This window comes from Streptomyces sp. NPDC059003, assembly GCF_042740445.1.
Classification (GTDB): Bacteria; Actinomycetota; Actinomycetes; order Streptomycetales; family Streptomycetaceae; genus Streptomyces.
The window spans coordinates 24,778-49,312 of the sequence record NZ_JBHYJH010000021.1; the positions used below are offsets into that span (position 1 = coordinate 24,778).

Sequence of the window (24,535 nt, forward strand, 5' to 3'; positions counted from 1 at the left end):
CGCCCTCACCCCTCGGCGGCCCCGGCCACCGCGGGTGCGACGAGCCAGTCGTCGAGCGGGACCCGGCAGGACTTGAGGATTCCGGCGATCATCGTGTACGTGCCGACCAGGGCGAGCAGTTCCAGCATCTGCGCCGTGGAGTAGCGCGCGGCCAGCCGCCGCCAGGTGGCCGCGGTCAGCGCGTGGCCCTCGTACAGCTCGTCGACGGCCCGCAGCAGCGACCGGTCGGCCTCGCCCCAGCCGGAGCCGGAGCCGGAGCCATCGGGGCCGAGCGGGACACGGGCGATCTCAGGCCCGGTGAGCCCGGCGGCGGCGCCGATGCGGGCGTGGTGCTCCCACTCGTAGGTCGAGCCGGTGAGGTGCGCGGTGCGAAGGATCGCCAGTTCCCGTTCGCGGTCCGGGATCAGCCCCTGGGCGAGGCCGGCGAGCAGGGGGGCCAGGGCGACCAGCAGGTCGGGGTGGTTGCCGATGGTCGCAAGGACGTTCAGCACCGGGCGGCCGTCCAGCGGTCCCGTGCCGTCGTCGGCGAGCAGCCGCGCCGGGGTTCCGTCCAGGCGTGCGGCCAGGGCGGCGATCTCGGCCGGGGGGCGGGGTTCGACACGGGGTGCGGTGCGGGGCTCGATGCGAGGGGCGGTGCGGGATGCGATACGAGGGGTGGTCGGCGTGGATCGCGGCGCGGCGTACTCGTCCAGACGGCCCATCAGCTCCAGCTCCGCAGGCGTGCCGTCGCCGTTCAGTTCGCGGTGGACGGCGCCGATGTTGAGCACCAGGCGCTCCGGGTCGTCCCAGTCGGCGAGGCCGTCCAGGTCCATCTCCTGTGCGGCCTGCAGTACGGGCATGCCCGCCCGGTGCGTGCGGACGGCGTGGTCGCGGACCCGCTCCAGGTAGTCGCGGAAGGCGCGCACCTCGGGCTTGCCGACGACCGGCCCGTGCCCGGGCACGATCGTCTCGACGTCGAGACCGAGGATCAGGTCGCAGGCGACGATCCAGTTCCCCACCGGACCGCTGTGGATCACCGGGTGGCCGCCGATGAACAGCATGTCCCCGGCGAACAGCACGGCGGCGTCCGGCACATGGACCAGCACGTCCCCGGCGGTGTGGGCGGGGCCGACCTCGATCAGGCGGACCGTGCGCCCGCCCACCGCCACCTCCAGTTCGCCGCGGAAGGTCCGGCTCGGCAGCGTGGGGGTGATGCCGGTGAAGTCGAAGGTCTCGCGCATCCGCTCGGCGACGCGCGGCAGCGGAACCGCGCCCGGTGCCGCGAACAGCTCGTGCAGTTCGTCGCGGGCCATGTCGGAGGCGGCGGCCTCCGAGGCGATGATCGTGGCGTCCGCGAGCAGTTGGTTCCCCCACCAGTGGTCGCCGTCGCCGTGGCTGTTGACCACGGTGCCGATGGTGACGTGGGGCAGGTCCCGGGCCGTCGCGTCGAGCATGTCGCGGGTCAGCGGGACGGTGAACAGCGTGTCGACCAGCAACCCCTGGTCGCCGGAGACGACGAGCCCGGCGTTGCTGAGCCCCCAGGAGCCGTTGGGCTGCAGGTAGGCGTAGGTGTCCGTGGCGATCTCGTGCAGGCCGAGGGTGTAGGGAACGGGCATGGCACGACCTCCTCATGCAACGTGACGATATTCCAGTACCAATCTGTACTCGAATATACTCACGGACTCAAGTACGCTTGCGGTGTGACACCGACCGCACCGCAAGAACCGGACCAGCCACCGACCGACCGGCGCGAGCGCCGCCGCACCGCGACGCGGGACCGGCTGCTGACCGCGGCCCTGGAGCTGTTCGCCACCCAGGGCTACGCGGCCACCACCTACGACCACATCGCCGAACGCGCCGACGTGGGACGCCAGACGGCGTTCAACCACTTCCGCCGCAAGGAGGACTTCGTGGTCGCCTGGGTCCGGCAGCGCCATGAACTCCTCGACCGGCAGGACGCGGCGGAAGCATCCGGCAGCGGGACCGCCGTCGAGGCCCTTGCGGGCGAACTGCGGGCGCTGGCGGAGCTCAACGAGCGGGACTACGCACTGGCGAAGGAACTGCACGACAGCGGCGTCCTGCACAGCGCCTTCGCCCTCGGCACCACCACGCCCCGCGCGTTCGTCGCCGCCGTCGCCCGGGGCCGGCAGAACGGCGAGATCCGCCGCGACCTCGACCCCGAGAGCGTCGCCGACCTGGTCTTCGACGGCTACGTGACCGCCCTCAGCCGCTGGCTGCGCAACGACGGCGGCTTCCCCCTCACCGAGGCCCTCCTCACCCGCCTCGCCATCCACGCCACGGGCTTCACGACCACCGCGCCCCCGACCGACGCGGCACCGGAGCACAGGGAGTAGGCAAGCCCCTCCGAGCGGCCGAGCACGCGCGAAACCACCCCTTGCACCGCCCACTTGGGCATGGCAACGGTGAACCAGTGCACCACTGCCTCAGCCGGACATCCCTGTGGAACCGGTCGACGCCCTCACTCCCCCCGCACCACACGGAGAATCCGGCTTCGCCGCCCAGGTCCCGGTGATGCCGAGCACCCGTGTCGGCTGTCGGCAGGCCATCGCGGACTACTCGAACAGCGGCCGGGCGGGCAACGCCCCGGTCCTGGTCGATTCGCTGCGCGGCATCGGTCAGATCCCCGCCAGGCGGCAACTGGTGCCGTTGCTGCTGCTCGGCTGGTTCGGGCCGATGCCTGAGCGAGCAGGAATTGACCCGGGCGTCACGGCACGGCACCGATGTACGGCTTCGGCACCGACAAGCCGTACCATGAACCATCATCAAATACCGTCCGGCACAAGCGAGTTCAGCCCCGTCCGGCACACCGGTCCCGGGAGTCACGGAGGAGTCGAGGTGCCCAGCGTCCTGTTCATCCACGGCACCGGGGTGCGCGCGCCCGGGCACGCGGCCGCGCTGGCCACCGTGCGCGAGGGGCTTGCCGCGGTGCGCCCGGACGTGACGGTGGCCGGCTGCGACTGGGGCTCCGCGCTCGGCTCGTACCTGCGGGCGAACGGCGCGTCCATCCCCGGCTACCGGCCCCGCACCCCCGTCGAGGGCCCCTCGGCCGACGAGGAGGAGCGGGCCCGCTGGGCGCTGCTCTATGTGGACCCGGACGCCGAACTGTCCCTGTTCGCCCTGGTCGAGCGGGACTCGGGGGCGGCCTTCGTTCCCGGGGCGATCCCGGCCGGCGCCAAACTGTGGACACGTGCCACGTCCCTCGCCGAGTCCCCCGACGTGCGGCGGACCTGGGCGGCGGCCGGACTCCAGGGCGTGCTCGCCGACTCCGTGACCGGGCTGCAGGCGTCGGCGGAGTTCCGGCGGGCCTGCGACGCCGCGCGGGACGACCAGGACGCGGGGGGCCTCGCGCGGCTCGCGGGGCGCTCCCTGGTGGCGCGGGCGCTCGCGGGACTGCCCGGCGGCCCGGGCACTGTACCGGTGCCAGGACGGGACGCGATGGTGACCGCGGTCGTGGACGCGCTCGGCGGCGAGGCGCGCGGCGTCGCGGACGGCCTGGCGCGGGCCCTCGGCGCCTCCGCCCGGCTCCTGGAGCGGGCCGGCGGGTCCCGGTTCGTCGTCGGGCGGCGCGACGCGATCAGCGAGCGCTCGCTGGGCTTCTCCGGCGACATCCTGAGCTATCTGGTGCGCGGCGACGCCGTGCGCGCGTACGTCGCCGACCTCGCCCGGGACCTCGCGCCTCCGGTGGCGCTGCTCGGGCACAGCCTGGGCGGCATCGTCGCCTTCGACCTGCTCGCCCGCGGCGTGCGCGCCGACCGGGCGGGCGATCCTGCGGCCGACGCCGCGGCGTCCGGGTCCCCGGACGTCGCCCGGCTCATCACCGTCGGCTCCCAGGCCCCGCTCCTGTACGAGCTCGACGCGCTCCCCTCCCGACCGTTCGGGACCGGCCTGCCGGCCGGGTTCCCGGAGTGGGTCAACATCTACGACCCGCGCGATCTGCTGTCCTTCGTCGGCTCCGAGGTCTTCGGCCCGCGGGTGCGCGACGTGGCGGTCGACAACGGGCAGCCCGTCTCGGCGGCCCACAGCGCGTACTGGGCGAACCGGCAACTGTACGAGGTCCTGGCGGAGGTGATCCCTCGGTGAACGGAGCATTCCGAGGCGAGCGGAGCATCTCGCGGTGCGAAGGGGAACGCACGTGCCACAGCGGTCATCCAGAGGCACGGCGCGGCGGCAGGCCGGACAGCCGCCGGGCCGGCACGGGAAGCAGCAGGCGAAGCAGCGCGTCCTGGGGGCGATGGTCGAGGCGCTCGGCACCTCCATGGCCCTGGGCGACGCGCGCGGCCGCCAGCAGTGGGCCCGCGAACTCGCGGAGGAATTCGACGGGTTGGAGCTCGGGGGGCTACCCACACCGCGCCAGGAGATCGTGGAGGCCGTGCGCCACTGCAGCCGCATCGAGGACGGCCTGGAGCGCCTGACGAGCGTCACGGAGTTCCTGGCCCCCGCCGTGTCCCACCAGCTGCGTCCGCTCCTCGACGAGTGGTACGCGACGGACGTCTACGAGGGCCGGGACTGGGCCGCGCTGCGCGCCGGTCTCGAATTCAGCCTTCCCGAACTGCCCGCCCTGGTCGCCGAGGTGAGCGGCGACCGCGTCCGCATTCCCGCGTACTGCCACACCGCCTGGCACGCCTTCGTCCACCTCGCCGGGCACAACGCGCCGGTCGGCGGCCTCGAACCCAGCATGGTCCTGCTCGAACACCTGATGCTGCGCGCGGAAGCGGCGGCGATCGTCGGTGAGATACGGGCGTGGAACGACCACTTCGCCGTCGTCTGGGAGCGCAAGGACGGCAGCACGGGCCTCGACGCCCTGCGCGAGCGCCTGGCCGCCCAACACGCCCCGGTCGCAGGTGAATTCGGGATGACGACCGGCGAACACACAGGGCACGGAAACCCGCATTCCGAACCGGCCGACCCGGGCGAGCCGGGCGACCCCCAGGTTCCGGTCATCCGGATGTTCATCAAGATAGCCCCGGACCTGCGCCCCTCCGACCGGGAAACGGCACGTCAGGGGCGCAGGGAGACCCGCTACCGGATCTCGTCGCGGGTCCGGTACGCGGAGTCCGTACGGCTCCACCAGGAGGACTGCGATCCGGAGGAGGCCGTGCCCCGCAGCCGGCTCCCCGGCGCGATAGCCTCGCTGCTGTCCACGACGGCCGAGCTATGGCAGTCTCGGGACGAGAACGTGGTTCTGGAGTTCTTCCTCCCGGCCGACCTGCTGAACGAACCAGTGGAGTGGTGGAACCGTGATCCACAACTAAGCCATTCCAACCCGTTGTTGAGTAAGTATCCGTGGATATTCGTGCATAGTCTGGAACGCATGCAGCGGCGCGATCTGCACCACGCGTGGCGCAGGCGCTGGGCCCGCTGGAAGGGCGACCCGGGGGGTGGGCGCGTCCATTGGTGCGATCCCCGGGGGCGGGCCGCGGCAGAACACCTCGAACTGCTGGATGCCCAGATCGGCAAGGAGGAGGGGGTGGTCTGCATGGTCCTCAGTGACTCCCCGCGGACCAGGAACGCCATGGGGCTGCGCGAATTACGCCTGGGCCTCGACCACGGAGTACCCGTGGTGATCTTCGAGCGCGAGCACGGCGCGCCGGACGTCTTCAGAAGCATGGTCAAGGAGCTGTTGGCCGAGGAAGGCCTGGCCAATCTGCCCGAGCGTGCCCGACAGTGGAAGGGTGACGCCGCGGCGGGATCCGCCCTCCACGGCACCGGCCCGCAACACAAGGCCGTACTCAAGAACTTGGGGATGGTCTGGGACGATCCGCAGCAGCTCCTCGACGGTGACGCGTGCGCTCCCGCCGCTTTCGTAGGGGGGACCGATTGAACGCGCAGGAGACGAACGGGCTGCCGTACCGGGGGACGGGACGGACGCCCCCCGCTGTGCCCTACGAGGAACGGGGCTGGCCCGACGGGCCGCGCTGGCGGAGCTTCAGCGGCGGCCCCGTCCTGCCGCCGCCGCCGGACGACGACGAGGCCGACCGCAGGTTGGGCCCCGTCGACGTGCCGCGCCGCCCGCCGGCGGACGAGGTCCGCCTGGTCAACGCCTCGATCCTGCTCCGCAGGCCCCTCCTCGTGACGGGCCGCCCCGGCGTCGGCAAGTCAGCGCTGGCGTTCCGCATCGCCCGGGAGCTCTCGCTGGGCCGCGTGCTCCAGTGGCCCATCACCAGCCGCACCACACTGGCCTCGGGCCTCTTCGAGTACGACGTGATCGGCCGGGCCCAGTCCGGGCAGGCGTGGTACGTGGCGCAGCAGCAGGCGGCACCCGCCGGGGCCGCCGCATCGGGCCCGCAGCCGCCCACGGACATCGGTGATTTCGTCCAGCTCGGCCCGCTCGGCACGGCGCTGCTTCCCCACCGGCTTCCGCGCGTCCTGCTCATCGACGAGATCGACAAGGGCGACGCGGATCTGCCCAATGACCTCCTCACTCTTTTCGAGGACGGCTGGTACTCCGTGCCGCCACTCGTTCGAGTAAGGAATCAGAGCCCGGAAGTGACGGTCCATACCGCTGATCCGGGCGGATTCGCCCCGGTCAGGGAAGGCATCGTCCAGGCGCACGCTTTTCCCGTCGTCATCATGACGTCCAATGGGGAACGCGAGTTTCCGGAAGCCTTCCTGCGGCGATGTCTGCGTTTGGACATGGCCGACCCCGATGCGGAAGGGCTGGCGGAACTGCTCTCCGCCCACTTCTCCGACCGACTCGGTGACATGCAGGAAAAGTTGATCCGCGACTTCAGGCAGCACAGCGAACAATCCGATGGTCTGGCCGCTGACATGCTCCTCAATGCCGCCCATCTCGTGACGTCCGGCGCCTATGCGTACGAGGAGTCGGACGACGCGGAATGGCAGGCGGTGCTCAGCGCCATCTGGCACCCGTTGAACGGCGATGGGACTGGGCGGAGTGACTGAGCACCCCGCCGCCTCCGAGGGCAGGGCAGCGCAGACCTCGCGTCCCGCCGGGGATCACGAGCGCCTGGACGTGATCGGGCTGCGCTGGTGGGAGGTGGCCGACGCCCTCTGGCTCACCCGGCACCACCCCGAACTCCTGACCGACGACGAGGCGTCGGCCCCGCGGCGGGGCCCGGAGCAGTCGGCACCGGACCACGGCAGGGCGCCGGACACGAGGACCGGGACACCGGACGCCGAGCGCCGCCACGACCCCGAGCGGACCGCCGCCCCGCCGCCCCTCGACGTCCCGGTGACACCCCTCGCCCCGGAGGCCGGGACACCGCCCACCCCCGCCGCGGGCCCGCTCTCCACCCCCGCCACGGGCCACGAGCCCGCACCACCGCCCCCCGCACCCCCGCCACCCCCGCGCCGCCGTGCCCGCGCCCGCCCCCGCGGCCGCGGCCTGGACGCCTCCGCCCTCGGCCGCGCCCTGCGCCCGCTGCGCCAGCGCTCCCGTACGCCGTCCGCCGACGAGGTCGACGAGGAGCGCACGGGCGAGCGGTTCGCCGAGGCCCCCTGGCTGCCTCCCGTCCTGCGGCCCGCGTCGGAGGGACGCTGGGACGCCGTCCTCGTGGTGGACAGCGCCCCGAACATGTGGGTGTGGCGCCACACCGCGCTGCGGCTCGCGGCCGTCCTGCGCCGCTACAGCGGCTTTCGCGACATCGAGCTCCGCTGTCTCGACACCTCGTCCCCGGCCCCGGACGGCGTCGTCCTGCGCGGCCCCGACGGCCGCGGCAGGCCACAGCCGGTCCGCGGCCTCGTCGACCTGACGGGGCGGCGCATCGTCCTGGTCCTCACCGACGGCGTCGCGCCCGCCTGGCGTACGGGCACCGTGCGCGCCGCCCTCGCCGTCTGGGGACGCCACCAGCCGCTGGCCATCCTGAACGCGCTGCCCCAACACCTGTGGCACCGCACCGGGTTGCTGCCCGAGCGGGTGCGCCTGCGGGCGCCGGGGCCGTGGGCGGGCAACGGCCAGGTGCACTGGGAGCCGCTGGAGCCCTACGGCTGCGAGGCGTGGGCGGATCCGGTGCGGCGTGCGGGTACCTTTCCCGTGCCCGTCCTTGAGATCTCCGGGGACTGGCTGGCACCCTGGGCGCGGTTCGTGGCGGGCGGCGAACCACGCTGGACGGAGGTCGCCGCCACCCTGGTGACCCCGGGGGAGAAACCCGATCCCCTGCCCGAGTCGTCCCGGCTGCCCCGCGAGGAGACCCCTGCGGAGAAGGTGGCGCGCTTTCGTGTGTGGGCGTCCCCGGACGCCTTCGCGCTCGCCGTACGGCTCGCCGCGGTCCAGCTGGACCTCCCGGTCATCACCAGGATCCAGCGCGACATACTGCCGGAATCAGGCCCGGTACACCTGGCCGAAGTGTTGATGAGCGGACTCGTGGAACCCGTGTCGAGCGACGGGAAAAGCTACCTTTTCCTTCCCGGTGTCCGCGAGGAATTATTGGCAGCAAGCACCAAACGCACCACATTACAGGCATCACGCAAAGCCGCCGAAACTCTTGCACCAAGGAGCACGGCGGCCCGAGAACTCCTTGCCCATTTCGATGGTCACGAACTTACGAATGACCCCGAAGTCACCTGGGACAACATGCGTTTCAGGACCGCGGAACACGCCGTACTCAGCGTGCTCGCGGGACCTCATCTGCGCCGGGCGAACCAGCTCCGCAGCCTCATAGCCACACACATGGAGGCAACGGAGCTGCCGGGAACAAAGACGCCCGGCGCAGCCACCGATGATTTAGGAAAAGGTTCCGGCATAATGCATTCCCCCGATACTAAAGAGAGCCGGAACGGCCCCAGCACAGGCTCACGCCAAGGAGGCACGACAGTGACCACGGTTGCCCCAGGGACCGCCACCCCGGCGCCTGATGAAGGGGGCGCGACACCGGAGAGGCCACACCATGGCACGACGACGGTCCGCCCGGCGGTGCTCGGCAACATGCCGCCGCGGAACCTGGTCTTCACCGGCCGTGAGGACTTGCTGCAGAAGCTCGAACGCGACCTGGGCCAGGGGCCCACAGCGGTTCTTCCGCACGCCCTGCACGGCATGGGCGGCGTGGGCAAGTCGCAGCTGGCCCTGGAGTATGTCTACCGCAATGCCTCGCGCTACGACGTCGTGTGGTGGATCCCGGCGGAGCGGCCCACGCAGATCGCTCAAGCCCTGGTGGAGCTCGCCCAGAGGCTCAGTCTGCCGGTGACCGCCGAGGCCAACACGGCCGTGCCCGCGGTACTCGAAGCCCTGCGCACCGGGCAGCCCTACGGCAACTGGCTGCTCGTCTTCGACAACGCCGAGAGCCCCGAGTCCGTCCAGGGCTACTTCCCCACGACGCCGGGCAGCGGGCCGATCGGCTCCATCCTTGTGACCTCCCGCAATCCGCAGTGGAACACGCTGGCGCACCCCCTTGAGGTCGATGTCTTCAAGCGCGACGAGAGCATCCACCTCCTGCAGCGCCGCAATCCGGATCTGCCCGAACGCGACGCCGATCAACTCGCCGCCGTCCTCGGTGACTTGCCGCTCGCGGTGGAGCAGGCGTCCGCATGGCGCGCGGAGACCGGCATGCCGGCCTCCGAATATCTGCGCCTGTTCGAGGAGAAGCGGGCCGAGCTGATGACGGTCTCGCCGCCCACCCACTACGAGGAGACCGTGGCCACGGCCTGGAACGTCTCCCTCGACCACCTGGAGCGCAAGAACGCCGCGGCTCTCCAACTCCTCCAGGTCTGCTCTTCGTTCGCTCCCGAGCCGATCTCCAGGCCGCTGTTCTCCGGCGCCCCCGTGGAGCCGATCGCCCCCGACCTGGACCGCGCGCTCACCGACCCGCTGCGGCTCGGCCGCGCGATCCGCGAGATCAACCGCTACTCCCTCGCCAAGATCGACCACCGCACCAACTCGATCTCCATGCACCGCCTGGTGCAGGCGGTGCTCATCGCCCGCATGACGCAGGAGCAACGCGACCGCATGCAGCACGGCGCACATCTGCTGCTCGCGGCGAACACTCCGCGCAACCCTCAGGACCCGGCCCACTGGCCCCGGTTCGCGGAGCTGTACCCGCACGTGCTGGTGTCGGAGGCGATGCGCTCGCCGTCGCGCAACGTGCGGCAGATGGTCCAGACCGTGGCCGAGTACCTGTTCTGGTGGGGCGACCACGAAGGGGCCAGGGACTTCACCGAGAAGGCCTACCGGCTGTGGTGCGAGCTGCACGGCGAGGGCGACGGCCAGACGCTCCAGCTCACGCGGCACCTGCGGTACGTCCTGTGGACGATGGGCCGGTTCGAGGAGGGCGCGGCGCTCAGCCAGCGCATGCTCGCGGTCGTGGAGGGGTCCGGGTCCGACGCGGGCGAGGAACTCCTGATGATCCAGGCCCAGGTCGCCGCCGACCACCGGGCACGCGGCGAGTTCAAGAAGTCGCTCCAGGCCAACCGCGAGGTGTACCAGCGCGCCCTGCGCGAGTACGGCGACGACGAACCGGAGACGCTCGTCCACGCCCACAACCTCGCCGTGAGCCTGCGCGTGAACGGCGACTTCAAGGCGGCCCTCGAACTCGACGAGCAGACCTGGCAGCGCAAGTCGCAGATGTACGGCGAGGAGGCGCTGAGCAGCCTGCTCAGTGAGAGCAGTGTCGCGCTCGACCGGCGTGAGCTCGGCGAGTACCTGACGGCGGTGCAGCTCTTCGAGGGCATCACGGAGCGCTACCGGCAGCAGGTCGGCGCCAACCACCCCAACACCCTGCGCAACCTGGCACGCCTCGGTGTGTCCCTGCGCAAGGCCGGGCGGCACGCGGAGGCCGCCGACCTCACCCGGCAGGCCCGCAAGGAGTTCATCAGCCGGTACGGCCATCAGCACCCCGACTCCCTGGTCGCCTCGCTCAACCTGTCCGTGGACCTCAGGCAGTTGGGCGAACTGAAGGACGCGATGCAGCTGGGCGAGCAGACCCGGGACCTGTACGTGCAGGTGTTCGGCGCCGAGCATCCGTACACCACTGAGGCGAATGTGGACCTCGCCATCACGTACCGCCTCATGAACAAGGTCGACGCGGCCCGCCAGCTGAACGAGGCGGCGCTCGACCGCTGCGTGGCGACCCTCGGCGAGGAACACCCCGACACGCTGGTGTGCCGGATCAACCTCGCGGGCGACATGTTCGCGCAGGGCGACGCCGCCGCGGCGCTCGACCTGGACCAGGCGACGCTGGCGGTCGCGGCCCGGGTGCTCGGCGAGCACCACGCGACGGTGCTCGTGCTGACCAGCAACCTGGCTCAGGACCTCAAGGCCCTGGGCCGCACCGAGGAGTCCGAGGCCCACCACCGCACGGCGGTCGACGGCCTGGCACGCGTCCTCGGCGAGCAGCACCCCGCGCACGCGGACGCGGTGGCGTGGCGGCGGGCGAACTGCGACATCGACCCCATGCCGGTGTAGCGGGCCGGTGCGGATGCCCTGCGCCCCTCGGGCCTCAGGGCATCCGCACCACACCATCGAGCCACGCGGTGAAGGAGACCGGGTCGGGAGCGCTCCCGACCCGGTCTTTCACGTGTCCGTACACGGCACGCGCCAACTCCGGCGCCTCCTGGAGGACATGACCGCGCAGCGCCAGGGCGAGGCAGGCCCATGAGGACGGGTCCGCGTCGGTCTCCAGGACGGCCGTCGTACTCAGCCGGAGGGCCGCTTCGCTGTCACCGAGCACGTGCAGCAGCTCCGCACCGGACGCGCCGGTGACCAGGGCGGTCACGTCCGGGGGCGAGCCCGCGACCTTGTTCAGCGCGCCCGGATCGGTGAGCCGCAGTCGGCACAGGGCGGCGACCGTGTCCAGATGGGGCACCGCGGGGTCGGGGCTGACCTGGGGTGCGCCGACGTCCAGCGGGGTGAGCGGCCGCGGCCAGGCCCGCGCGAGGGTGTGCACCACCGTGGGGTCCGGGGCGAGGTGGTGCATCCGCCAGGTCATCGCGTGGTGGTCGGCCGCGTCCTCGGCCATGGCACGGACGGGTGGCGCGAGGTCCGGCGGTCCCCATCCCGTGATCGTCTCGCGGAGCCGCCGGACCACCCTGCTGCCCAGCGGGGTGAGACCCGGATGGTGCTGCACCTCCCGTGTAGCACGCAGGAGTTGGCGGCGCCACAGCGCGTACTCGAAGTGCGCGGCGGCGGCGCTCTCCTCGTCGGCTCCTGGGCGCCCGGCCCAGCCCCGCCAGAAGCGTGCGACTCCGGTGAAGGCGTACACGCCGTGGAGGAGTCCGCGCACCGACCGCGGGTCGTCGCGCCACGGGGCGTAGAAGAGGCTGCCGTCGTCCGGCTCGTACAGCCGGTACAGGTGCATCAGGACGGCCAGCTTGCTGTGCTGGATCTCGTGGGCGAGCACGGCGGCCAGTTGGAGGGCGTCCTCGGGCAGCCCGGAGGCGAGGCGGCCGACCCCGTCCCCTGACGTGGCGCTGCGCAGCCGCTCGTGCTCGGGGATGGGCAGCGGCTCGACGCTGCGCAGCAGTGCCGCGATGTCCCCGGCCGACTGGGCGTCCGCCGCGGCGAGCAGGGGACCCGCCTCGCGCAGCAGGCCGGCCCACCGCCGCGCCTCTCCGTCGGGCAGCCGCTCGGGGGGCAGGCCGGTCGGCGGCGGGACGATGCGCTCGGAGCCGAGGTCGTCGAGGAGGACCGTGACGTCCGCACCGGGCAGCGGCAGCGTGGCCGTACGCGCCGGTTCCCAGCCGATGGCGGGTCCGCCGCCCGGCCACGCGGCCCGCACGACCCGCCCGCCCAGGCGGACGGATAACTCGCCTTTTCCGTACGAGACTTCGGCGCACTCCCAGGCGTGCTCCCGTGCCCGCCCGCACTCCCCCGGCAGCACGGCCCTGCCGACGGAGGGCAGTCCGACCGTGCCGTACCGCGCGGGGACGGCCGCGGTGAAGTCGAGCCCGGCGCGGACGGCCGCTGCGGCGGCGAGCGCGTGGAACTGGCCGATGTCGATCCACAGGGGTACGTCGAGCGCCGGCGCGGTGTCATCGGGGGCGGCCGGGGAGGCGGCGCCGGGGGTCCCGCCACGGAGGCGGCGCAGGACGGCGGCCAGCCACAGGCCGGTCTCGGGCCGGAGCAGGAGGTCCTCGGCCACGGCCCGGTCGCGGCTCTCCGCGCGGAGCAGGAGCCGCCATGCCTCCTCGGCGGCGGGCAGCGGGCCGAGCGCCTCCGGGCGCCCCCCGATCAGGTCCAGGAACAGGTCGAGCAGGAGCAGCCGTTGGCTGCGCTCCGCCTGCCAGAGCCTCGCGAGCAGGTCGGCGTCCCCACCCCCGCCGGCCAGGGTGTCGAACTCCGCTGCGGAGAGCCGGTGCCGATGGGCCGGGCCGACATCGCCCGACGAGGCGTCAGCAAGCATGGACCGACCCGACCGGGCCACTGACGGTCGCCGCGCGCGACGCGGCCGATGCCGATCCTCCGGGGTCAACTCTGCGGTTCGTCACCACCGAAATTGACGTCGAGCTGATCGAGCTTGCGCAGCAGCCGCAGCTTGTCGGCCACCCGTTCCCGGCTGTTCGTCGCGCGTAGCTGCTCAAGCGGCACTCCCCCGAGGTCGAGAAGTTCGGACTCGATGGCGCTGTCGGCGTGCTCCATTGTGCCGTTGCCCTCCCAGCGTCCGGGTCGAAGCGGCCGACGCCGACCCGCCGTTGTCCCATCATCTCCCCGCCGGGGAAGACCGGAAACCCCACCTCCCAGACATCCTTTCGAACCGTCAGGGCCCCACATCGGCTTCACACCAGAGGCATTCGCCGCCCCTCGGCCCCGTCATCGAGGGGGCGTCACGTCCCGTACCGCCGCCGCGAACGCGGCGCCTGCCGAGGTCCCGCCGTCCACCATGTCCAGCGCTTCGAGCAGTTCGCCGAGCCCTCCGGGGAACGACAGACAGGTGTCGATGAGGTCGAGGAGCGCGAAGCGGGTGATCGCGGAGCGGGGGACGCTGCCCGCGATCTCCGGCGGCAGTTGCCGGATCACGCTGGAGCGCGTGTCGGAATCGGCCATCGCCGGTACCCGCTCCAGGGTGTCGAGCAGCCGCTTGCGCTGCGCGCGGGACGGGCGCGCGGGGGCGACCGCGGCATCGGGCGCACCGGGGACGGCGGGGGGAGCCGGGCGGGACCAGTGCTCGCGCTGCCCCTCCGGGCCGGAGTGCCAGAAGTACGTGGGGGTCTGACCGGTCCCGTCCCCCGCGGCGGTGACGCGCTCCCGCAGGGCGTCGATGAGCGGCCGGGGGTCCGGGGCCCCGTCGGGCACACCGGCGGTTCCGTCGAGGAAGTCGTCCATGGCCGCAAGGACGTGCGCGGTGAAGGGGGCGTGCCCGCCGCTCCGCCCCTCCCGCGCCGTCTGCCCCGGCGCGCACGCGAACAGGGCGTGCTGTCCGGGCCGCTCCCGCAGTGTTCCCACCGGCACCGGGTCGGGCCGCAGCGCGGCGCCGGCCCGCGCCGGGTCGGCGAAGACCTGGCAGGCGTCGATCAGCCACACCTGGCGGGGGAAGGACGGGACCAGGTCGGAGCGCCAGGCGGCGAGCGCCGCGTCCAGATCCAGGCTGCGGATGTCCTCCGGCACGGCGTCCGCGTACAGCAGCCGGCGCCGCCCGCCGGGATCGACGAGGCCGTGCCCGGACCAGGTCAGGAAGAACAACTCTCCGCTGCGGCGCGGCACTTCACGGAACAGCACCTGGTGCACGGATTCCCGGTCGGCGGGCCGGTGGTCGAGCCCCGCGCGCTCGACGGCGGCGCTGTTGGCGGGCAGCGGGGAGACGAGGAGCGTGAGCCGGTCCGGGGGCAGCCCCGCGTCGAGCAGCCGGTGCGCGTACGCGAGCGCGTCCCCCGCAGGACCGTCCAGGTCCCACGCCGACCCGCCCGCGTACCGCTCCACCCCGACGACCACGGCGTGCGCCGTTCGCAACAGGTCCCGCATGCTGGCTACCTCCCCCGCCGTCCGACGGCACGGACCGGCCCGTCCTCCCGACCCTAGCGGCCCACCACCAGCCACTTCGACGGCAGTTCGATCCGGGTGCCGTCGGCCGTGGCCTCGGTCGTGGCCAGCGGGAGTTCCCCACTCGCGAGCACGGTGAGGCCCGCCGCGCGCACGTACTCCGGCACGGCCGCGTCGGAGACCTCACCCGGCGCGATGCCGTGGGCGAAGACCGGCGCGAGCTTGGGCGGCGGCCCTCCCGCGCCCTGGACCAGGGCTCTGAGCGCGGGCCCCGCGGCCTCGGCGAGTTCGACGACGAAGGCTCTGCCGCGCTCGCCGGTGAGCGTCGCGATGGAGTCGAGCAGCGGCTGCCGGTCGTCGGGCTCGCACTGGTGCAGGACGCCGCGCATGTACACGTTCACGTCGCCGAGTTCGGCGTGCAGTTGCTCGGTCGCGGCCTTGTCCACCGCGTCGAGCTGGCGGAACTCGGCCTGCCCCGCGGGGTCGGCGCGCCGCGCGTGGTCGATGGCGGACTCCGAGAGGTCGACGCCGAGGACGTGCGGGTAGCGGTCGGCGAGGAAGCGGGTCTGGGTGCCGTTGCCGCAGCCCAGGTCCACCACCGGCAGGCCGGGCGCCGCCACGTGCGGCTCGAACAGGGCCAGGTGGAGGGCGGCGGCGAGGGCGGGTGCGGAGTCCCAGAACACGGCGCCCTCGTCGTGCGGCGCCTCGCTCCAGAAGCCCTCCCACGCCTGCCGGTACCGACTCGTGACGCTCATGCCAGCTCCTCAGGGTGCGACCACCGCCGCCGAAGCCGACGACAAGATCGGTCTACCGCTCACAGGGGCGCCCGACAAGCCACACGCGCGTACCTTCACGGCGCTTTCGATCCGCGTTCCCCGGGCGTGCGCCCGTGCGCATCCGGCCCGGGCGCCACGCGGCGGGCGGAGGGTGCGACGCCGGGGCCTACCGGCGCGGCGGCTCCAGCTCGAACCACACCGTCTTGCCCGCGCTCGTGCGGCTGGTGCCCCACTCCTTGGCGAGTGCGGCGACGATCCGCAGGCCCCGCCCGAACTCGTCGGCCGGGCCCGCGCTCAGGAGCATGGGCAGCGTCGCGTCGTCGTCCTCGACCTCGCACAGCACCCGCCCCGCGCGGACCAGGCGCACGCCGATGCGGCCGCCCCGCGCGTGCCGTACGGCATTGGTGACCAGCTCGCTGGCGAGCAGCGCCGCGGTGTGCTCCAGGGAGTCGAGCCCCCAGTCGCGCAGTTGGCCGCGCACCAGGTCGCGCGCCCTGCTGACCTCGCTCGGGTCCGGGGCGAGCCGCCAGTGCCCGACGTCGGCGGACGCGACGCCGTTGAGGCGGGCCATCAGCAGGGCCACGTCGTCCTTGCGTCCGCCGCGGACGTTGAGCGCGCGGATGATCGTGTCGCAGGCGTCGTCCATGGACGCCGCGGGGTGGGCCGCCGACTCGACGAGCGTGGCGAGGCCCACGCCGATGTCCTCGCCGCGCACCTCGACGAGCCCGTCGGTGCACATCAGGAGCCGGTCACCGGGCGCGACCCGCACCCGTACCGACTCGAACGGGACGCCGCCGACGCCGATGGGCGCCCCGGTCGGCAGGTCGATGAGCTCGCTGCGGCCGTCCGCGGCGCGCACCAGGACGGGCGGGATGTGGCCCGCGTTCGCCAGGTGCAGATGGCCCGCGATGGGGTCGTACACGGCGTACAGGCACGTCGCCAGATAGTGCTCGCCGAGCCGCTGCGCCAGGTCGTCGAGGTTCCGCAGGAGCTGGGCGGGCGGCAGGTCGAGCGCGGCCATGGTCTGCACGGCGGTGCGCAGCTGGCCCATCATCGCCGCGGAGTTCAGGCCGTGGCCCATCACGTCGCCGACGACGAGGGCCGTCCTGGCACCGGGCAGCTTCACGGAGTCGAACCAGTCGCCGCCGACGCGGCCGAGCAGGGTGCCCGGCAGATAGCGCGTGGCGATGTCGCAGCCGGACATGCGCGGCTGTATGTGCGGCAGCATGCTGTCCTGGAGGGTGTCGGCGACCGACTCCTGGTACGTGTACATGCGCGCGTTGTCGAGGACGAGTCCCGCGCGGGCGGCCAGTTCGGCGCCGGTGACGCGGTCCATGTCGTCGAAGACGGGCCGCTCCCGGTGGCGCAGGAGGATCATGAACCCGAGCACCACGTTGCGCGCCTTCAGGGGCACGACCAGCATCGACCGGTGGTTGATCAGCGGCCGGATGTCGCGCTTCTCGAACTGCGAGGCGATCGCGTTGCCCATCTCCTCGGTGATGCGGGGTACGAGGACGGGCTCTCCGGAGGTCATGCACTGGAAGAACGGCGTGTGCGCGGGAAACGGCATGGACTCGCCGACGGGCACCACGTCGTCCCAGCGGCCCGGCTCGTCGGTGTGCTCCACGGCGACGCGGTGCCACAGCGTCGTCTCGTCCGGCACGCCTTCGGGGAAGCCCTCGCCGGCGACGACCTGCTCGCGCAGGTAGGTGCCCGCGACGTCCGTGAAGCGCGGCACGACCGCCCTGCTGACCTCCTGAATCGTCTGCGCGAGGTCGAGCGAGGAGCCGATGCGGGCGCTCACCTCGTTGAGGAACTCCAGGTGTTCGCGCACCGCCGCGTACTCGAGGTCCTCGGCGTCGTCCGCGGTGTCCGGCTCGGGCGTGCGCCCGGCGGCGACCGCCTCGGCGGCGCGCTGTCTGCGCGCCCGCCGCTCGGCGCGGCGCGGTACGCCCCAGTCGGGGGTGACGGGCACGCGGTCGTGCTGGCTGAATTCGAGGACCGGATAGCCCAGTTCCAGGACCTGCGACACGATGCGGGCGCTTTCGCCCACGCTCATGCTGGGCAGGATGTCCGGCAGGCGCCCGGCCAGCTCGTCCGCTCCGGGGAAGTCCGTGTGCAGCGCGAACCCGGGCGCTATGCGCTCCACGCGGCCGCCGTCCGGGTCGTCGGCGGCGGCCAGGCGCGCGGCGTCGGCGGCGAGCACGAGCAGCCGCTCGGGGCCGGGGCCGACGAGCGGGTAGGCCCACCACAGGACGTCCAGGCGCTCCCCGCCGCGCACCGGCACGGTCAGGCGGGCGCGGCCCGCCGCGGGGTAGGAGATGCGGCCGCCCAGGGAGCTGCCGAGGTCGGGCCCGAGGCTGTCGTACGCGCCGTAGGGGCTGCCGTTCTGCGGGAGCGCGCCGGAGACGGGCAGCAGGTCGCCCGCGGGACGGCCGATCGCCTCCTCCTTGGGGTGGCCGAACAGGCGGCGCGCGCCGACGCTCCAGTGGGACACGAGCCCCGCGCCGTCGATGACGACCACGGCCAGGGGGACGCGCCCGGGCACGGCGTCCTGTGTCACCGGCCCGCCGTCCGGGGTCCCACGTTCCATGGCCAACGCTCCTTCCCACGGCACGGCAAGATCTGCATCGCCCCAACCACCGTACGACCGTGACGGGTTACCGTGCGGCACCTTGCGGGAATTGGCCCCGGACGGGGCGCCTCCGGGGCGCACGAGGGCGGCTGACGCGCGCGACTGCCGGGGCCCGGTCCCGGCCCGATCCCGGCCCGGACCTGGCCCAGTCCCGGCCCAGTCCCGGCTCAGTCCCGGCCCGGTCCCGCCTCAGTCCTCGTGGCCCAGCTGCAGATCCCGCTCGGTCCTGCCGCCCCCCGCGACCTGGAGCACCGTGGCGACCGGTGGGTACCCCGCGGCGATCACCGTGTACTCGCCGGACGACAGGTCGACGAACCGGAACGTGCCGTCGGTGCCCGTGGTCAGGGTGTCGACGACGTTGCCCGCGGCGTCGAGGAGCGTCACGCGCGCGTCCTCAACGGGCCGCCCGCCGCTGGCCCGCACCGTGCCGCGCAGCACCGCTCCCCCGGCGAGCTCGACGTCCTGGCGGGTCTCGCGGGAGGCCTGCACGCTGACGGGCAGGGCGGCCGGGCGGAACGCGGGCGCGCTCGCGGCGAGCGTGTACTCGCCGGCCACCAGCTCCGTGATCACATAGCCGCCCTCGCGTCCGCTGCGGGTGGTGGCGACGACGTCGCCGCGTACGTCGGTGAGGGTCACCGCGGCGTCCCTGACGGGGGTGCCGTCGGCGGTGCGCACGGTCCCGGCGAGCCGTCCCGCGCCGCCGAGCACCACGTCGAGCTCCACGGGGCGCTCGCCGACGGTGACGGTGACGGCCTGCGGCTGGTGCCCGCCCGCGGCGGCGATCAGGACGAACGATCCGGCGCCCGGTGTGGCGAGCGCGTACCGCCCGTCGTCGCCGCTGGCGCCGCGCCCGATCTGCTGGCCCGCGACGTCGATGAGGGTGAGGGCGGCGCGGGGCACGACGGTGCCGTCAGGGTGCTGCACGGTGCCGCAGACGGGCACCCCGGCGACGTACGGGGACCGGGCCTCGGGGATGGCTGTGGGCTCGGCGAGGGAGGCGTTCGAGGACGCGGCACTGGACAACAGGGGGGTCTCCTTGAGGAAGCAGGCGAACAGCAGGCCGAGGACGAGCACCGGCACCAGGTAGAGGAAGATCCGCGGCATCGCGTCGGCGTACGCCTGGATGTAGCCCTCGCGCAGGGAGGCGGGCATCGCGTGCACGATCTCGGGGGTGATCGACTCGGGGTCCGGCAGGCCGACGCCCTCGGGCAGCCGCTCGGCGAGCGCGTCGGTGAGGCGGTCGGCGAAGAGGGTGCCGAAGACGGCGGCGCCGACGCTGCCGCCGATCTGCCGGAAGTAGTTGTTGGCGCTGGTGGCGCTGCCGAGGTCGGCGGGCGGCACGGCGTTCTGGACGGCGAGGACGAGCACCGGCATCACCAGGCCGACTCCGGCGCCGAGGACGGCCATCCAGAGGCTGTAGTGCAGCCGTGGCGTGTCGGCCTCGAGGTGCGAGAGCAGATACATGCCGACGACGGACAGGGCGCCGCCGAGGATGGGGTAGATCCGGTAGCGCCCGGTGTGGCTGATGAGCTGTCCGGCGAGGATCGACGCGCCGACGACGCCGCCCATCATCGGCAGCATCAGGAGCCCGGACTCGGTGGCGCTGGCTCCGTCCACCATCTGAAGGAACGTCGGCAGATAACTGGCCGCTCCGAAGAGGGCGATGCCGATGACGAGGCCCACCAGACCGGTGACGTTGAAGACGGTGTCGCGGAACAGGTGCAGCGGCATGACCGGTTCCGCGGCGAAGCGCTCGGCGACGAGGAACAGCACGGTCGTGACCACCGCCCCGGCGGCGAGCCCCAGGATGACGCGCGAGCCCCACGCGTACTCGGTGCCGCCCCAACTGGTCAGCAGTACGAGGCAGGTGGACGCGGCGGTCAGGAGCAGCGCCCCGAGCACGTCGAGCCGCCCCCTGGAGGCGGGCTTGGGGAGCTTCAGGACGAGCGCGACGACGAGGAGGGTGACCAGGCCGAAGGGCACGTTGAAGTAGAAGCACCAGCGCCAGGAGACGTGGTCGGTGAAGAAGCCGCCGAGCAGCGGGCCCGCGACGGACGCGAGGCCGAAGGCGGCGCCGATCATGCCCATGTAGCGGCCCCGCGCGCGGGGCGGCACGATGTCGGCGATGATCGCCTGGACGCCGATCATCAGGCCGCCCGCGCCGACCCCCTGGAGGGCGCGGAAGGCGATGAGCTGGTCCATGGTGCGCGAGGCGCCCGCGAGCGCGGAGCCGATCACGAAGACGACGATCGCGAACTGGAAGACGCCCTTGCGCCCGAAGAGGTCGCCGAGCTTGCCGTAGATGGGCAGACCGACGGTGGCGGTGAGCAGATACGCGGTGATGGCCCAGGACATCCGGTCCAGGCCGTGCAGTTCGCCGACGATGCGCGGCAGCGCGGTGGCCACGATCATCTGCTCCAGGGCGGCGAGCAGCAGGGCCAGCATCAGTCCGACGAAGACCATGCGGACCCGCGCGGGGCTCAGCCCGTGCGCGGTCCGCTCGGTGCGGTCCGGCGGCGGTGGCTCCCGTGTCACGTCGGCCGACAGGGGCCGCGGGACCGCCTGTTCGCCGTGCTCGGCGCTCATCGCCAGCGTCGTCCCGCCCACCTGCTGCTCCCCTCGTCGCCCCTGCGCCGCCCATTTCTCGCATTACGCGACAACTGCGAGCAAGTACGACGAGTTGTCCCCGGGGAGTGCACCGGCGCACGTAACCGCCGGTAGGAGCCCTACGGCGTACGACCGGGGCGGCGCCGAAAACCACTCGAAACGGTGAGCTCGGCAGCAACCCCGGGGGTCCGCACGGGAGTTGGCGGGACGGGCCCGCTACTTCTCGACCTCGGCGGCGAGCTTCTCGAGGACCGTGTCGTAGATCCGGCCGAGGCCCTTGGGGGCGAAGGTCTTCTCGAAGAAGCCGCCGATGCCGCCCGCGCCGTTCCACACCGTCGAGACGACCACGCGCGACTTGCCCTCGCCGCCCGGGGTGACGCGCCAGGTGGTGACCATGGAGGAGTTGCGGTCCTTCTCGACCAGCTCGCCGTCGGTGGGTTCGCTCACCTCGAGCAGGCAGTCGCGGATGCGCTTGCTGGTGGCCTGGAGCTTCCAGTGGACGAGGGTGCCCTCGCCGTCGCCGCCCTCGCGCACCTCGTACTCGCTGAAGTGCTCCGACAGGATCTTCGCGCGCGTGCCGCTGTAGTCGGCCAGGGCATCGAAGACGTCCTCCGGCGTCGCCGCGATGATCCGCTCCGTGGTCGCCTCGACCTGCGCCATTGCACTTCCTCCAGCAGTTGTCGTCTCGGGGGTCCGACGGTCAGCCAACCACCCTGCGCACCGGCGCCCCAAATCGGGTCCGGGGTTGCCGTCGCACGATCAAGGGAACATGTGTTCTATTGTGTGGCCCGTGCCGCCCCGTGCCGCCCGGTGCGGGTCAGTGCTGGTCAGAGTTACCGAGGAGGCGCCATGCGCTGGGAGAACCTGCCCGACGGGCCGCGACGGGGCACCGCGGACGCCGCGCTGTTCGACGCGGACACGGTGACCACACGGACCTTCGACACCCCCGAGTTCCGCGGGATCACCTTCCACGAGGTCCGGGCCCGCACGATCGTGAACCGGGTGCCCGGGGCGTCCCGCATGCCCTTCGAGTGGACGGTCAACCCCTACCGGGGCTGCACGCACGCGTGCGTGTACTGCTTCGCCCGCAAGACGCACAGCTATCTGGACCTGGACACCGGCCTCGGCTTCGACAGCCAGATCGTCGTGAAGGTCAACGCGCCCGAGCTGCTGCGCCGCCGGCTCGCCTCGCCCCGCTGGCGCGGCGACCACATCGCGATGGGCACCAACGTCGACTGCTACCAGCGCGCGGAGGGCCGCTACCGCCTGATGCCGGGCATCATCGAGGCGCTGCGCGACCACGCGAACCCGTTCTCGGTCCTCACCAAGGGGACGCTGCTCCTGCGCGACCTGGACCTGCTGCGGCAGGCCGCCGCCGTCACCGACGTGGGCGTCTCGATGTCCGTCGGCTTCCTCGACGAGGCGCTGTGGCGCACCGTCGAGCCCGGCACGCCCGCGCCGTCGCGCCGCCTCGACGCCGTCCGCGCCCTGAGCGAGCACGGCATCGAGTGCGGCGTCCTGATGGCGCCGGTGATCCCGTTCCTCAGCGACGGCCCCGACCAGCTGCGCGCCACCGTGCGGGCCATCGCCGCGGCGGGGGCGACCTCCGTGACGCCGCTCGTGCTGCATCTGCGGCCCGGCGCCCGCGAGTGGTTCACGCAGTGGCTGGGGCGGCACCATCCGCACCTGGTGCGGCGCTACGAGCGGCTGTACGCGGAAGGCTCCTACGCCCCCAAGTGGTACCAGCGGCGGATCACCCGTCAGGTGCACGAACTGGCCCAGGAGTACGGCATCGGCCCCACGCGCGCGGGCGCGGCGCGCCGTATCCCCGTACCCCAGGAGAACGAGCCGGCGCCCGGCGCCACACAGCTCACGCTCCTGTGAGCCGGGGCTCGCGCGCCCGAGGGGTCCGGTGTGCCCCTTTCAGGTCATTCCTGGCCAGAATGCCTCCTTCCGCACCGGGTTTCCGGGACGATGCCGCGGGGGTCGTGGGCCGCACGGCCCCGAACCCTCCGTCCCGGGAGGCTCGATGAGAAGAAGCGCCGTCTGTCTGTGCGGCGTCGCAGCCCTGGTCGCCGGTCTCGTCACGGCGGTGCCGTCCGCCGCGGGCGCCGGTGCGCGGGCCGTGCCGCACACCGCGACGCCCCTGACGTGGAAGAAGTGCGCGACGCCGGACTACCCGAAGCTCCAGTGCGCGTCCCTGAAGGTGCCGCTCGACCACGACCGCAGACACGGGGAGCAGATCACGCTCGCCCTGTCCCGCATCCCCCACACCTCGACGAAGTACCAGGGCCCGCTCCTGGTCAACCCCGGCGGTCCCGGCGCCAGCGGCCTGACCATGGCCGGCTTCGTCGCCAAGGCCCTGCCGAAGAAGGTGGCCGCGCAGTACGACGTCGTGGGCTTCGACCCGCGCGGCGTCGGCAAGAGCGAGCCCGCCCTCACCTGCCGCCCCGGGCACGCCGCCCCGGTGCGCCCCGCGTCCGTACCGAAAACCGCATCCCTGGAGAGGGCCAACCTCACCCGCGCGCGGGCGTTCGCCGCCGCGTGCGCGAAGAAGTACGGGCACCTGCTGCCGTTCATCGACACCGTGAGCGCCGTCAAGGACATGGACGCCATCCGGACGGCCCTCGGCGCCAAGAAGATCAACTACTTCGGCTACTCGTACGGCACCTACCTGGGCGCCGTCTACGCGAAGCTGTACCCGGACCGGGTCCGCCGCATGGCGCTCGACTCCGTGGTCGACCCGACGAAGGTCTGGTACGAGGCCAACCTCACGCAGGACTTCGCCTTCGACGCCCGCCACAAGGCGTTCCTCGCCTGGGTGGCCAAGCACCACAAGGCGTACAAGCTCGGCAAGGACCCGGCGAAGGTCGAGGCCAAGTGGTACGCGATGCACGCCGCCGTCGCCAAGCGGCCGGCCGGCAAGAAGGTCGGCTCGGCCGAGCTCGAGGACACGTATCTGCCCGGCGGCTACTTCAACGGCTACTGGCCGTTCCTCGCCGAGGCCTTCGCGGCGTACGTGAACGACAAGGACTCCGACCCGCTCGTCGAGGCGTACGAGAACTTCGGCGCCGTGGACGCCGCGGGCGAGAACGGCTACTCGATCTACGCCTCCGTGCAGTGCAGGGACGCGGGCTGGCCGCGCGACTGGGGCCGGTGGCGCCACGACAACTGGAAGGTGTACGCGAAGGCGCCCTTCCTGACCTGGAACAACGCCTGGTACAACGCGCCGTGCGCCTTCTGGCCGACCAAGCCGCTGAACCCCACGGAGGTGACCAACGGCTCGGTGCCGCCGGTGCTGCTCCTCCAGGCGACCGACGACGCGGCCACGCCGTACGAGGGCGCGGCCACGCTACACCGCAAGCTGCGCGGGTCGAGCCTGGTCGTGGAGCTGGGCGGCGGCAACCACGGCATCTCGCTGAGCGGGAACGCCTGTCTCGACCGGTATCTGGCGACGTATCTGACCAACGGCAAGGTGCCGCACAGCGGCGGTGAGGTCGACGCGGTGTGCAAGGCGCTCCCCGACCCCAAGCCGGACAGCGCGGGCGCCAGGAGCGCGGCGCCGCGCGGCGGCGAGCTGCACGGGCTGCTCGGCATCCGCGGCTGAACGACAGGCTCCGGCGGGGGCGTTGTCGGACCCGTGGTCCACCA

General features: G+C 72.7%; 15 protein-coding genes. 7 read left to right on the forward strand and 8 right to left on the reverse strand.

Going from position 1 to position 24,535, the window contains the following annotated elements:
• Nucleotides 1–5: 5 nt before the first annotated feature.
• The gene (locus ACFWZ5_RS11350; RefSeq protein ID WP_384796610.1) at nt 6–1,595 is read right to left on the reverse strand and encodes an MBL fold metallo-hydrolase; all 1,590 of its coding nucleotides are present in this window, start codon (nt 1,593–1,595) and stop codon (nt 6–8) included.
• Between the two features lie 84 nt (nt 1,596–1,679).
• Between ACFWZ5_RS11350 and ACFWZ5_RS11355 the strand changes: the two genes are divergently transcribed.
• The 5 genes from ACFWZ5_RS11355 to fxsT all read left to right on the forward strand — a co-directional run bounded on the left by ACFWZ5_RS11355 (nt 1,680) and on the right by fxsT (nt 11,356).
• The gene (locus ACFWZ5_RS11355; protein ID WP_384796607.1) at nt 1,680–2,333 is read left to right on the forward strand and encodes a TetR/AcrR family transcriptional regulator; all 654 of its coding nucleotides are present in this window, start codon (nt 1,680–1,682) and stop codon (nt 2,331–2,333) included.
• 502 nt (nt 2,334–2,835) lie between these two features.
• Nucleotides 2,836–4,080, forward strand: a complete 1,245-nt coding sequence (locus ACFWZ5_RS11360) for a hypothetical protein (protein WP_384796604.1) — start codon at nt 2,836–2,838, stop codon at nt 4,078–4,080.
• Nucleotides 4,081–4,132: 52 nt separating this feature from the next.
• Complete coding sequence (locus ACFWZ5_RS11365) at nt 4,133–5,821, forward strand: hypothetical protein (protein ID WP_384796601.1); 1,689 nt, start codon at nt 4,133–4,135, stop codon at nt 5,819–5,821.
• Between the two features lie 161 nt (nt 5,822–5,982).
• Complete coding sequence (locus ACFWZ5_RS11370; RefSeq protein WP_384890657.1) at nt 5,983–6,903, forward strand: AAA family ATPase; 921 nt, start codon at nt 5,983–5,985, stop codon at nt 6,901–6,903.
• Entirely contained in the window at nt 6,896–11,356 is a 4,461-nt protein-coding gene (gene fxsT, locus ACFWZ5_RS11375; RefSeq protein ID WP_384796595.1) for an FxSxx-COOH system tetratricopeptide repeat protein, read from the forward strand. Before ACFWZ5_RS11370 ends, fxsT begins: the two co-directional genes overlap by 8 nt.
• Before the next feature lie 34 nt (nt 11,357–11,390).
• Here the strand turns inward: fxsT and ACFWZ5_RS11380 are convergent, their stop codons facing one another.
• The 7 genes from ACFWZ5_RS11380 to ACFWZ5_RS11410 all read right to left on the reverse strand — a co-directional run bounded on the left by ACFWZ5_RS11380 (nt 11,391) and on the right by ACFWZ5_RS11410 (nt 21,544).
• A complete protein-coding gene (locus ACFWZ5_RS11380; RefSeq protein ID WP_384890660.1) occupies nt 11,391–13,292 on the reverse strand; it encodes an HEXXH motif domain-containing protein in 1,902 nt (633 codons plus the stop codon).
• Between the two features lie 65 nt (nt 13,293–13,357).
• Nucleotides 13,358–13,528, reverse strand: coding sequence for a hypothetical protein (locus tag ACFWZ5_RS11385; protein ID WP_384800437.1), 171 nt, complete (start codon nt 13,526–13,528; stop codon nt 13,358–13,360).
• Nucleotides 13,529–13,699: 171 nt separating this feature from the next.
• Nucleotides 13,700–14,848, reverse strand: a complete 1,149-nt coding sequence (locus ACFWZ5_RS11390; RefSeq protein WP_384800434.1) for a hypothetical protein — start codon at nt 14,846–14,848, stop codon at nt 13,700–13,702.
• Nucleotides 14,849–14,901: 53 nt separating this feature from the next.
• On the reverse strand, nt 14,902–15,621 hold the full coding sequence (locus ACFWZ5_RS11395; protein ID WP_384800431.1) for a class I SAM-dependent methyltransferase: 720 nt from the start codon (nt 15,619–15,621) through the stop codon (nt 14,902–14,904).
• A gap of 187 nt (nt 15,622–15,808) precedes the next feature.
• Complete coding sequence (locus ACFWZ5_RS11400; protein ID WP_384800428.1) at nt 15,809–18,235, reverse strand: SpoIIE family protein phosphatase; 2,427 nt, start codon at nt 18,233–18,235, stop codon at nt 15,809–15,811.
• Between the two features lie 231 nt (nt 18,236–18,466).
• Nucleotides 18,467–20,884, reverse strand: coding sequence for an MFS transporter (locus tag ACFWZ5_RS11405; RefSeq protein ID WP_384800425.1), 2,418 nt, complete (start codon nt 20,882–20,884; stop codon nt 18,467–18,469).
• 216 nt (nt 20,885–21,100) lie between these two features.
• On the reverse strand, nt 21,101–21,544 hold the full coding sequence (locus ACFWZ5_RS11410; RefSeq protein WP_384800422.1) for an SRPBCC family protein: 444 nt from the start codon (nt 21,542–21,544) through the stop codon (nt 21,101–21,103).
• A gap of 189 nt (nt 21,545–21,733) precedes the next feature.
• Here ACFWZ5_RS11410 and ACFWZ5_RS11415 point away from each other — a divergent pair, with 189 nt between their 5' ends.
• Together ACFWZ5_RS11415 and ACFWZ5_RS11420 are read left to right on the forward strand one after the other, a co-directional pair.
• The gene (locus ACFWZ5_RS11415; protein WP_384800419.1) at nt 21,734–22,768 is read left to right on the forward strand and encodes an Rv2578c family radical SAM protein; all 1,035 of its coding nucleotides are present in this window, start codon (nt 21,734–21,736) and stop codon (nt 22,766–22,768) included.
• A gap of 145 nt (nt 22,769–22,913) precedes the next feature.
• Nucleotides 22,914–24,491, forward strand: coding sequence for an alpha/beta hydrolase (locus ACFWZ5_RS11420; protein ID WP_384800416.1), 1,578 nt, complete (start codon nt 22,914–22,916; stop codon nt 24,489–24,491).
• Nucleotides 24,492–24,535 lie beyond the last annotated feature (44 nt).

What these genes read in the sequence shown, in the direction of transcription:
- ACFWZ5_RS11350 (WP_384796610.1), bottom strand. Translation starts at nt 1,595, where the DNA reads ATGCCCGTTCCCTACACCCTCGGCCTGCACGAGATCGCCACGGACACC.
- ACFWZ5_RS11380 (WP_384890660.1), bottom strand. Translation starts at nt 13,292, where the DNA reads ATGCTTGCTGACGCCTCGTCGGGCGATGTCGGCCCGGCCCATCGGCAC.
- ACFWZ5_RS11385 (WP_384800437.1), bottom strand. Translation starts at nt 13,528, where the DNA reads ATGGAGCACGCCGACAGCGCCATCGAGTCCGAACTTCTCGACCTCGGG.
- ACFWZ5_RS11390 (WP_384800434.1), bottom strand. Translation starts at nt 14,848, where the DNA reads ATGCGGGACCTGTTGCGAACGGCGCACGCCGTGGTCGTCGGGGTGGAG.
- ACFWZ5_RS11395 (WP_384800431.1), bottom strand. Translation starts at nt 15,621, where the DNA reads ATGAGCGTCACGAGTCGGTACCGGCAGGCGTGGGAGGGCTTCTGGAGC.
- ACFWZ5_RS11400 (WP_384800428.1), bottom strand. Translation starts at nt 18,235, where the DNA reads ATGGAACGTGGGACCCCGGACGGCGGGCCGGTGACACAGGACGCCGTG.
- ACFWZ5_RS11410 (WP_384800422.1), bottom strand. Translation starts at nt 21,544, where the DNA reads ATGGCGCAGGTCGAGGCGACCACGGAGCGGATCATCGCGGCGACGCCG.
- ACFWZ5_RS11415 (WP_384800419.1), top strand. Translation starts at nt 21,734, where the DNA reads ATGCGCTGGGAGAACCTGCCCGACGGGCCGCGACGGGGCACCGCGGAC.
- ACFWZ5_RS11420 (WP_384800416.1), top strand. Translation starts at nt 22,914, where the DNA reads ATGAGAAGAAGCGCCGTCTGTCTGTGCGGCGTCGCAGCCCTGGTCGCC.